Source organism: Saccharibacillus sp. JS10 (assembly GCF_024436065.1).
GTDB lineage: Bacteria > Bacillota > Bacilli > Paenibacillales > Paenibacillaceae > Saccharibacillus.
Genome location: NZ_JANFNS010000002.1, coordinates 1,109,342 through 1,118,387, shown reverse-complemented (window position 1 = coordinate 1,118,387; position 9,046 = coordinate 1,109,342). Strand labels below are relative to the sequence as shown.

The 9,046-nt window shown below is 44.3% G+C and carries 6 protein-coding genes; 3 read left to right on the top strand and 3 right to left on the bottom strand.

Annotated features, from left to right (window positions below; genetic code table 11):
- The first annotated feature begins 588 nt into the window (after positions 1-588).
- Positions 589-1,701 carry an AI-2E family transporter gene (locus NOM90_RS10500; RefSeq protein ID WP_255941817.1) on the top strand — a complete coding sequence of 371 codons (1,113 nt, stop codon included), beginning with the start codon at positions 589-591 and terminating at the stop codon, positions 1,699-1,701.
- A 109-nt stretch (positions 1,702-1,810) separates the two neighbouring features.
- On the opposite strand, the gene odhB is transcribed toward NOM90_RS10500, so the two are convergent.
- The 3 genes from odhB to NOM90_RS10485 all read right to left on the bottom strand — a co-directional run bounded on the left by odhB (position 1,811) and on the right by NOM90_RS10485 (position 7,118).
- Entirely contained in the window at positions 1,811-3,103 is a 1,293-nt protein-coding gene (gene odhB, locus NOM90_RS10495; protein WP_255941816.1) for a 2-oxoglutarate dehydrogenase complex dihydrolipoyllysine-residue succinyltransferase, read from the bottom strand.
- A 23-nt stretch (positions 3,104-3,126) separates the two neighbouring features.
- A complete protein-coding gene (locus NOM90_RS10490; RefSeq protein ID WP_255941815.1) occupies positions 3,127-5,988 on the bottom strand; it encodes a 2-oxoglutarate dehydrogenase E1 component in 2,862 nt (953 codons plus the stop codon).
- A 284-nt stretch (positions 5,989-6,272) separates the two neighbouring features.
- Complete coding sequence (locus NOM90_RS10485; RefSeq protein ID WP_255941814.1) at positions 6,273-7,118, bottom strand: PPK2 family polyphosphate kinase; 846 nt, start codon at positions 7,116-7,118, stop codon at positions 6,273-6,275.
- 323 nt (positions 7,119-7,441) lie between these two features.
- Between NOM90_RS10485 and NOM90_RS10480 the strand changes: the two genes are divergently transcribed.
- Together NOM90_RS10480 and NOM90_RS10475 are read left to right on the top strand one after the other, a co-directional pair.
- Positions 7,442-7,621 carry a hypothetical protein gene (locus NOM90_RS10480; protein WP_255941813.1) on the top strand — a complete coding sequence of 60 codons (180 nt, stop codon included), beginning with the start codon at positions 7,442-7,444 and terminating at the stop codon, positions 7,619-7,621.
- A gap of 161 nt (positions 7,622-7,782) precedes the next feature.
- Positions 7,783-9,027: a carbamoyl phosphate synthase small subunit gene (locus tag NOM90_RS10475; RefSeq protein ID WP_255941812.1), complete on the top strand. Its 1,245-nt coding sequence runs from the start codon at positions 7,783-7,785 to the stop codon at positions 9,025-9,027.
- Positions 9,028-9,046 lie beyond the last annotated feature (19 nt).

Genomic DNA, 9,046 nt, shown 5'->3' with positions numbered 1-9,046 from the left:
AAGAGCAATCGACCAAGCGATCACTTCGGTCTTCGCTTTAAAAGAAAGCACCATGTGCTCGTTTAAAACGTGGCGATTCTCGGTTACCCAAGAATCTATATTGTTCTCACGATCATCTGCATGATCGCGACTCACTTACTGTTCAGTTTTCAAGGAACAAACACTTGATTTTCGTTTCTGCCGCTCAATGTTTCGCTCGCAGCAGCAACTCTTATATACTAGCACGTTCGTTTTCGTTTTGCAAGTCTTTTTTCAAATCTTTTATTTCGCTTTTTTCAAAGCTTGATATCCGATTTACTATGTACCCGCTTAACAAAATCAAACGATACTAATCAAATCTGAAAGTTGCCTAAATAACTATACAAGCTTCTTAATTATATAGCAAGCTTTTTCGAACATTTCAACAAACAGTCTGTTAAAAATGCTCTTGTTATTTCTGCTATAGAATGAAAGAATAATTTAGAACTTATTTTATGCGTTACGCAAAAAACAAATTCCTAAATATAGTATAATCCATTATGCATAAAAATGAAACGCTTTCATTCCAAATTATTTGATTTATCCAATTTTTCCTTAAAGGAGCTAAGCATGTTTAAATCCGACCGTTTTATGCGAACCAGTCTACATATCATTGCCGTTTTGGTAATTTTGTTTTTGTTGACTAAGATCCCTAATATTTTGGCTCCATTGAAAGCTGCATTTAGCTTGGTCTTTTTCCCGATTGTCATGTCATTGTTTCTTTATTATCTATTCCGACCTATTATACGTAAGCTGGATCAATGGAAAATTAGGCGTCCATGGTCTATTTTGATTCTTTATGCCGCTGCAATCAGCCTTTTTGCCGGGTTTTCACTTTGGGTATGGCCGATCTTTCGTTCGCAATTTCTAAATTTCTCAGATAACCTTCCTCAACTTGCACAAAGTTTCTCGAATCAATTACAAGTTTTATTGGTAAAAGTACAAGAGCAAGAAATTTGGGGCACTCGAATCAATGAATTGGATGTCGGTATTGATCTTCCGCAAAAGTTATCCGGGTATATTGAAAATATACTTAATTCTATAAGCAACTCGCTAACAAGCGCTTTATCTACATTAGCATGGATTTTTCTTGTCGTTTCGACCGTACCTATGATTTTATACTTTATGTTAAAGGACGATCGAAAAGGATATGCCTTTTTGTTAAAAGCTGCACCGGTAAAAACCCGACCTACTTTTCGCCATATGGCAAAAGAAATCGATACTGCACTCAGCGGATTTATTGTGGGTCGTGTATTTCTGGCTGCTTGTGTCGGTGTATTTGATCTAATTGGCTTTTTATTTATTGGTGTTCCTTATCCGCTCCTTCTTATATTGATCATTATTTTAACAGATATGATCCCTTATATCGGAGTGTATCTAGGTGCGCTACCTGTTGTTATTGTCGGATTTATTGATGCTCCTTCTTCTGTGATTTGGATTGTGGGGGTTATCGTACTCGGGCAAATGTTGCGTAACAACCTGCTCTCGCCTGTCATCTACGGTTCCGCATTGGATATTCATCCACTTACAACCGTATTTTTATTACTAAGTGGCGGCGCTATAGGTGGATTTATTGCTATTTTAATTGTGATCCCTGCTTATATGGTCGTTAAAATCGTTACTTTACATCTATATCGCTATTATCGCAGTTCAAAAAAAGCTAAGCCCAATCTTAATCCGTAATTGATCTTCTATATAAAAAGAACAAATAAATAAAGCCGATGCGAACGTTATTGTTCGCATCGGCTTTTTCCTATTATAAACCTTCTGTAGCTAAAAACTAAATTCAAACTTAGCTTTCAATCAAAAGGCTTTCTGGATCTTCCAGCAATTCTTTGACTTTGACCAAGAAGCTTACAGCTTCAGAGCCATCAATGATTCGGTGATCGTAAGACAACGCGATATACATCATCGGGCGATTTTCCATCCGCTCTGCATCAATCGCAACTGGGCGAAGCTGAATCTTGTGCATACCGAGAATACCGACTTGAGGAGCATTCAAGATTGGCGTAGACAACAGCGATCCGAAGACGCCACCGTTTGTAATGGTAAATGTGCCGCCTTGAAGATCAGACAACGCAAGTTGATTGTTACGAGCTTTGGTTGCCAATGCCCCAATTGATTTCTCGATTTCTGCAAATCCTAGACGATCTGCGTCGCGAACGACTGGAACGACCAATCCTTCTTTAGCCGACACGGCAATACCGATGTCGTAGAATTTTTTGTATACGACTTCGTCGCCGTCGATTTCCGCATTTACCGCTGGGAACGCTTTGAGCGCGCCGACAACAGCTTTTGTAAAGAACGACATGAAGCCAAGATTCACATCATACTTTTGTTTGAAGTTGTCTTTGCGGCGTTTGCGTACATCCAGAATTGCGGTCATATCGACTTCGTTGAACGTTGTCAGCATCGCAGCATTATGCTGTGCTTCAACCAGGCGCGTCGCGATCGTTTGACGACGGCGAGACATCCGTTGACGCTCCACTGGCTTCAGTGGATCAGCAGCTTGAGGTGCTTTTGGTGGAGCAGCCGCAGGTTGCGGTGGCGCCGGAGGTGGCGAGGTCGGAGCACCTTCTGCGAATGTCTTCACATCGCCAGAATACACACGACCGATCGGGTCTGCACTTGGCACGCTGCCAAGTTCAACGCCGTGTTCACGGGCAAGCTTACGCGCAGCAGGCGAAGCTTTTTTGCCAGCGTCTTTGCTTTCTGCCGGAGGTGGGCTAACCGCTTCCGCAGCTTTAGGGCTTTGTGGCAGCGGAGCCGACGGAGTCGCTTCAGTCTTCGCCGCCGGGCTTTCTTCGCCTACAGGCGTAGAAGCTGATCCTGTCGTGGAAGCCGCAGCATCGCCTGTACGAATTCTGCCGATCACTTCTCCAACTTGAACCGTGTCTCCTTCTTGACGCAGACGCGTCTCAATCAGACCACTCGATTCTGCACTGACTTCGAGATTGACTTTATCCGTTTCAAGTTCCAATAGCACGTCACCTTGTTGAACCGCGTCGCCTTCGGCTACAGTCCAACGCAAAATCGTGCCTTCGGTAACGGATTCTCCCATTTCTGGTACTTTAATGTCGCTCACGGCGTTACCTCCCCAAACTCATTTTATTTTTTAGACGTATTCTGATTTTGGCGCAATGCCGTCTGAATAATCTTTTGCTGTTCAAATGTATGAACGTGTTGGTAACCGCTTGCCGGGCTAGAACGCTCCGGTCTACCGATGTAATTGACCTCGACACCTTTAGGCGCAACGTCCCGAATGTTCGGATCGATATAACGCCATGCTCCCATATTGTGCGGCTCTTCTTGTACCCAATAAATTTCTTCGAGGTTTTGGAAGCCTTCCAAGAAGTTGGATACCTCTTTTGCCGGGAACGGGTAAAGTTGTTCGATTCTCAAAATATGCAGCCAGCTCCAATCAGTATCTGCGTCTTTTTCAATCGCATCTTCCAATTCGACTGCAATTTTGCCGCTACACATCAGCACACGAGTTACGCGTTCCGGTGCGTCTCCAAGACCCGATTGTTCAATCGTTGCTTGGAAACTTCCTTCAGTGAACTCTGCCGCTGAAGAAGCTACACGTGGATTCCGGATCAAGCTTTTCGGCGACATCACAACCAATGGCTTAGCATCTTCGCGAGTCGTCATCGCTGCTTGTTTACGAAGCAAGTGGAAATATTGAGCTGCACTCGTCAAACTTACGACGGTACAGTTATTTTCTCCCGCCAATTGTAGGTAACGTTCCAATCTTGCACTGGAGTGCTCAGGACCTTGACCTTCATAGCCATGCGGTAAAAGCATAATCAAGCTTGATTTTTGTGCCCACTTAGAGCGACCCGGCATCACGAATTGGTCGAGCAATACTTGACCCGCGTTCGCAAAGTCTCCGTACTGCGCTTCCCAAATGACCATCGTTTGCGGCGAATAGACATTATAGCCATATTCAAAACCGATAACCGAAGCTTCGGATAATGGGCTGTTATGGATCGCGAACGAAGCTTTAGCTTCCGGCAACGCATGAAGCGGACAGAATTTTTCGCCTGTTTGCGAATCGTTCAGTACCAGATTTCGGTGAGCGAATGTTGCACGTTCAACGTCTTGACCGCTGATCCGAATCGGAGTGCCATCAGACAAGATCGTAGCGAAAGCCAATGTCTCTGCAAGACCCCAATCGACTTTTTCACCTTCGTCCAAAGCCGTAGCACGACGTTCCAAAATTCGCTCAAGCTTCGGATATACATTAAAGGTATCCGGGCGTTTCAACAGATTCTCGTTAATCGAACGAAGCTTCTCCAGCTCGACCGACGTTTTCACCAATTCCAAAGGCGTTTCGTCGATACTCGAAGCAAATGGGAACGGATTGCTTGAAGCTTGCTTACCGTTTTTCATTTCTTCGTATTCGGCTTTGAAGACGTCTACGATCTTCTCGCGCAATTCGCCTAAAGTCGTTTCGCTAATCACACCGTCTTTTTGCAACTTTTTCGAGAAAATCGTTGCAGCCGTGTCATGCGCTCTGACTTTTTTGTAAATCAGCGGTTGAGTGGTTTCTGGATCATCTGTTTCGTTATGACCATAACGGCGATAACCGATCAGATCGATCACGAAGTCTTTTTTGAACATCATCCGGTACTCGCAAGCGAGTCGAACTGCTGCAATACAAGCTTCGGGATCATCCGCGTTAACGTGAACAATCGGAATTTCGTATCCTTTTGCCAAGTCACTCGCGTAGTGCGTCGAACGGGAATCACCGCTTTCGGTCGTGAAACCGAGACGGTTGTTCGCAATAATATGAACGGCTCCGCCATTTTGGTAACCCGGTAATTGGTTGAAGTTAAGCGTTTCCGCAACTACACCTTCGCCTGGGAAAGCTGCATCGCCGTGTACCAGAATAGCTGCAGCACTATTTGTGTTTTGTGTTGGATAGCCTGCTTGACTGCGATCTTCTTGAGCGGCGCGTGCAAAACCTTCAACAACCGGATCGACATATTCCAAGTGACTTGGATTGTTTGCCAGCGTCAAGCGTGTTTTGCCTTGCTCACCGATTTCTCTTTTTTCACCTAAGTGGTACTTCACATCGCCTGTCCAACCAAAGTTGATTCCCATCGAACCTTCCGACGGCATCAAGTCTTTGTTCGGTGCATGATGGAATTCAGAGAAAATGCGTCCGTAAGGTTTGCCCAATACGTGCGCCAGTACGTTCAGACGTCCACGGTGCGCCATGCCCATCAGAACATGTTCCGCTCCCGCTTTGGAGAATCCGCGTACGAGTTCGTCCATGACCGGAACCAACATATCGATTCCTTCAATCGAGAACCGCTTTTGCCCTACAAATGTACGATGTAAAAATTCTTCGAATTGCTCAACTTGTACAAGACGTTCCAACAAAGCTTTGCGTTCTTCCGGCGTCAGTCCCCCATCGACCGCTCGAAGCTCTGCGCGTTGGTTAAGCCAATCCCGTTCTTTTTCATCATGCACATGTGAAAATTCGTAAGCCGTCGTCCCCGTGTATACTTCGCGCAACTTTCGAATCGCATCCAATCCCGTAGATACACCTTCTGGCGCATCTTCCCAGATCAGCGCAGCCGGAAGCGATGCAAGATCTTGTTCGGACAAACCGACTTCCTTAGGTTCAAGGAACGAAACCTGAGGTTTCTCGTCAAGTCCAATCGGATCAATGTCAGCAGCCAGATGTCCGTATGTACGGATATTCCATACTAGCTTACTTGCTGCAACCGCTTTCTTTAAAGACTGCGGATCAATCGCCGTTCCTCCCGTTTCAAAAGAAACCGAGGCTGTCGAAGATTGATGCTGCGGCGGTGCGCCAAAGCTTTCGAACAGCTCCCGATAGGAAGGTTCAACCGATTCCGGGTCCTCCTGATAACGTTCGTATTGCTCTTGTACGTATCCGAGGTTCGGACCGTAATACTTTTCCCATGGCTGATGCGTGTTCGAAGTCTGTTTCGTCATCGCTGCCACCCTCCGTATTGTGTTTGCAAAAGCCGATTTCAACTCATTTTTTTACCAAATTCACTTTTTTACAAATTCGTGAACAAAACGTGTACTTCTCGATTGTACCCCTTTTTGCTAGCGAGTTCAATTTATTCAGCACGTTACTTGCTAAATTTTTAATTGACCTTACAGCGCGGTGTAAGCGTTCGCTTTTTCCAATTCTTCCGACGGCGGAGTCAACTGAAAAACCGTAAGGTCAATCTGTATTTTCAAAAATTTTTCTTACGCTTTCATTTGCTTTTTTATTTAGTTTTTTTCGCGATTTTTTCTTGTTCTTTATAAAGCTCAGGCAATAAATTTTTCAATTCTGGAACAGCTGGTGGGAATTCAAGTTCCAACTTTTCCAACGTATCGACTGCAATCTGCAATACCGCCAAATCTCGCATTCCTCGATGATCTGCCGGGACAACATGCCACGGAAGTTTGGAACTTGCGCATGTAGTGAGTACGTCTTCGTAACAAGCCTGGTAATGATCCCAATGTTTGCGTTCAGCAAGATCGCTTGGATCGAACTTCCAATTCTTATGCGGGTTTTCGATTCGAGCGATTAATTTTTCAAGCTGAAACGCTTTGGAGATATGCAAAAAGATTTTGACGACGACAATATTGTTTTGGCTCAGCATTTTTTCGAAATGATTGATTTGTTTAAAACGTTTGTGTGCGGTATCTTCGTCGATCTGTCCATGCACACGTGTAATCAATACATCTTCATAATAAGAACGGTTAAAAGCACCGATATATCCTTTTCCCGGAACTTGACGGTGTGCGCGCCATAAATAATCATGTTGTAATTCTTCATCGGTCGGAGCTTTGAAACTATGCGTTAACACGCCTTGCGGATTCACTTCGGAAAATACATGGTTGATCGTCCCGTCTTTGCCGCTGCAATCCATCCCTTGAAAAACAAAAAGTACGCCGTGACTACGCGAAGAAAATAATTTTTCTTGTAGATGTTCGAGTTTGCGATTTAATTTTTTCTTTTTTTCTGCAATTTTGTCGTCATCCCAGACTTCGTCAGACGAATAATTTGTCGAAATTTCGTGAAGATGAACTTTTTCTCCTGTGCATAGCTGTGTTTTTGTTTTCATTCGTGAGCGCTCCTTTATCCATTCAAATTTCGTATTCGTTCTATACGGATGATTTGCTTTCTTTTATCCATACCCGTTTTGAAAGATTTTGCCGTGAAAAATTTCGCGACAAGATTAAGTTTCAAGAAAAAGCCCTGTGGTAATAATTTTTTAAGTAATTACGATACGTAAGTTACATGACTTCATAGAATGACACCAGGCGAGGAGGTCCGGTTATGTATTTAAAACGAAATTGCCTTTGCGGCTCATGTTTTCAGACGTTCGAATGTACCGGAGCTTTTAGCCCAGATAGCGATCGCTACATTAAAGGAGCCGTAGCTTGGATGAAGATTCTTTCAAAAGAGTCGGGGCGACTGTTAATGGAAGGAAGTACATTATGCACGCATTGTGCGTATCCGCATCAATTTTTAGTCGAATATGATTGTGTAGAAGACCGGTACTATGATCCAAACGAGCTTGCCTCGATTTCAGATGAACAATCAGCCGCTCCATTCAGGCTTTGAGGATAAGAGATAGCTGCTTGTTGACCTTAACGGACAAATGTCCGTTTTTTTATTGAATAGTTTGCATATTTATTCTAATCGTTGTATATTTAAAACACTTATTATTCAAACAATATCTTTTATATAAAGAAGCGGAATCGAACATTGAAGGAGGAAACATAATGAAAGCAAGATTAGTGCTCGAAGATGGTACGGTCTTCACCGGTACATCATTCGGTAGCGATAAAAATTTGACAGGTGAAGTGGTGTTTAACACAGGGATTACGGGTTACCAAGAAGTATTATCCGACCCTTCGTATTGCGGACAGATCGTTACGATGACGCAGCCTTTAATCGGCAATTACGGAATTAACCGTGAAGATTTCGAAAGTATCCGTCCGTGGATTCATGGCTTTGCTGTACGTCGGTATGAGACCGCTCCAAGTAACTGGCGTTCCGAATACGATATTGGCACGCTGCTCAAAGAATATGATATTCCGGGCATTTCCGATATCGATACTCGGATGCTGACCCGTCTACTGCGTAATCATGGTACGCTGCGCGGCTTGATCACAACAGGTCATGCCGATACTCAAGAATTAGTAGAGCAATTACAAGCAACCGCTTATCTACATGATCAAGTCAACCAAGTCTCGACGCCGCGTTCTTATCGTGTTCCGGGTACAAAGCAACGTGTTGTCGTGATCGATTATGGAAGCAAAGCCGGGATCGTCCGGGAACTGGGTGACCGTGGATGCGACGTCGTCGTGATGCCACATACTTCCACTGTCGCAGAGATTCGTCGTCATAACCCGGACGGAGTATTATTGTCCAATGGACCTGGAGATCCCAAAGATGTACCCCAAGCGATTGATACCGTGCGTCAACTGATCGGTCAACTTCCGTTGTTTGGCATTTGCTTAGGGCATCAACTGTTTGCTCTTGCCTCTGGAGCCGATACGACCAAGCTCAAATTCGGTCATCGCGGTTCCAATCATCCGGTGAAAGAAATTTCTTCCGGACGTTGCTTAATCACTTCACAAAACCATAGTTATTCGGTATTGGAAGAAACCCTTGCTCATACGGAATTAGATATTACGCACATTAATAATAATGACGGAAGCGTTGAAGGGCTTAAACATAAGACGGCTCCGGCATTTTCTGTCCAGTTCCACCCTGAAGCCGCACCGGGACCTAATGACAGCAACCGTTTGTTCGATGAGTTTTTGCAAATGATCGACGAGTTTAAGCAAAGTCGCGCACCTTTTGTTTCTTCATTGGCCAAAGAAAAAGCAGCAGCGTTAGCTACGGCAACTGTAAAAACTTCACCTGTATCGACGATTTCGGCAACTCATCCACGTTCCGAGCAAAAAACGGACGTCGCTCCCTCTTCTATTAAGGAAGAATTAGCTTCGTCCGCATTGTAAAAAATCATGTATTAAGTTG

Excerpts from the sequence above, each read along its gene's own strand:
- NOM90_RS10500 (WP_255941817.1), top strand. The coding sequence starts at position 589 with ATGTTTAAATCCGACCGTTTTATGCGAACCAGTCTACATATCATTGCC.
- NOM90_RS10490 (WP_255941815.1), bottom strand. The coding sequence starts at position 5,988 with ATGACGAAACAGACTTCGAACACGCATCAGCCATGGGAAAAGTATTAC.
- NOM90_RS10485 (WP_255941814.1), bottom strand. The coding sequence starts at position 7,118 with ATGAAAACAAAAACACAGCTATGCACAGGAGAAAAAGTTCATCTTCAC.
- NOM90_RS10480 (WP_255941813.1), top strand. The coding sequence starts at position 7,442 with ATGAAGATTCTTTCAAAAGAGTCGGGGCGACTGTTAATGGAAGGAAGT.
- NOM90_RS10475 (WP_255941812.1), top strand. The coding sequence starts at position 7,783 with ATGAAAGCAAGATTAGTGCTCGAAGATGGTACGGTCTTCACCGGTACA.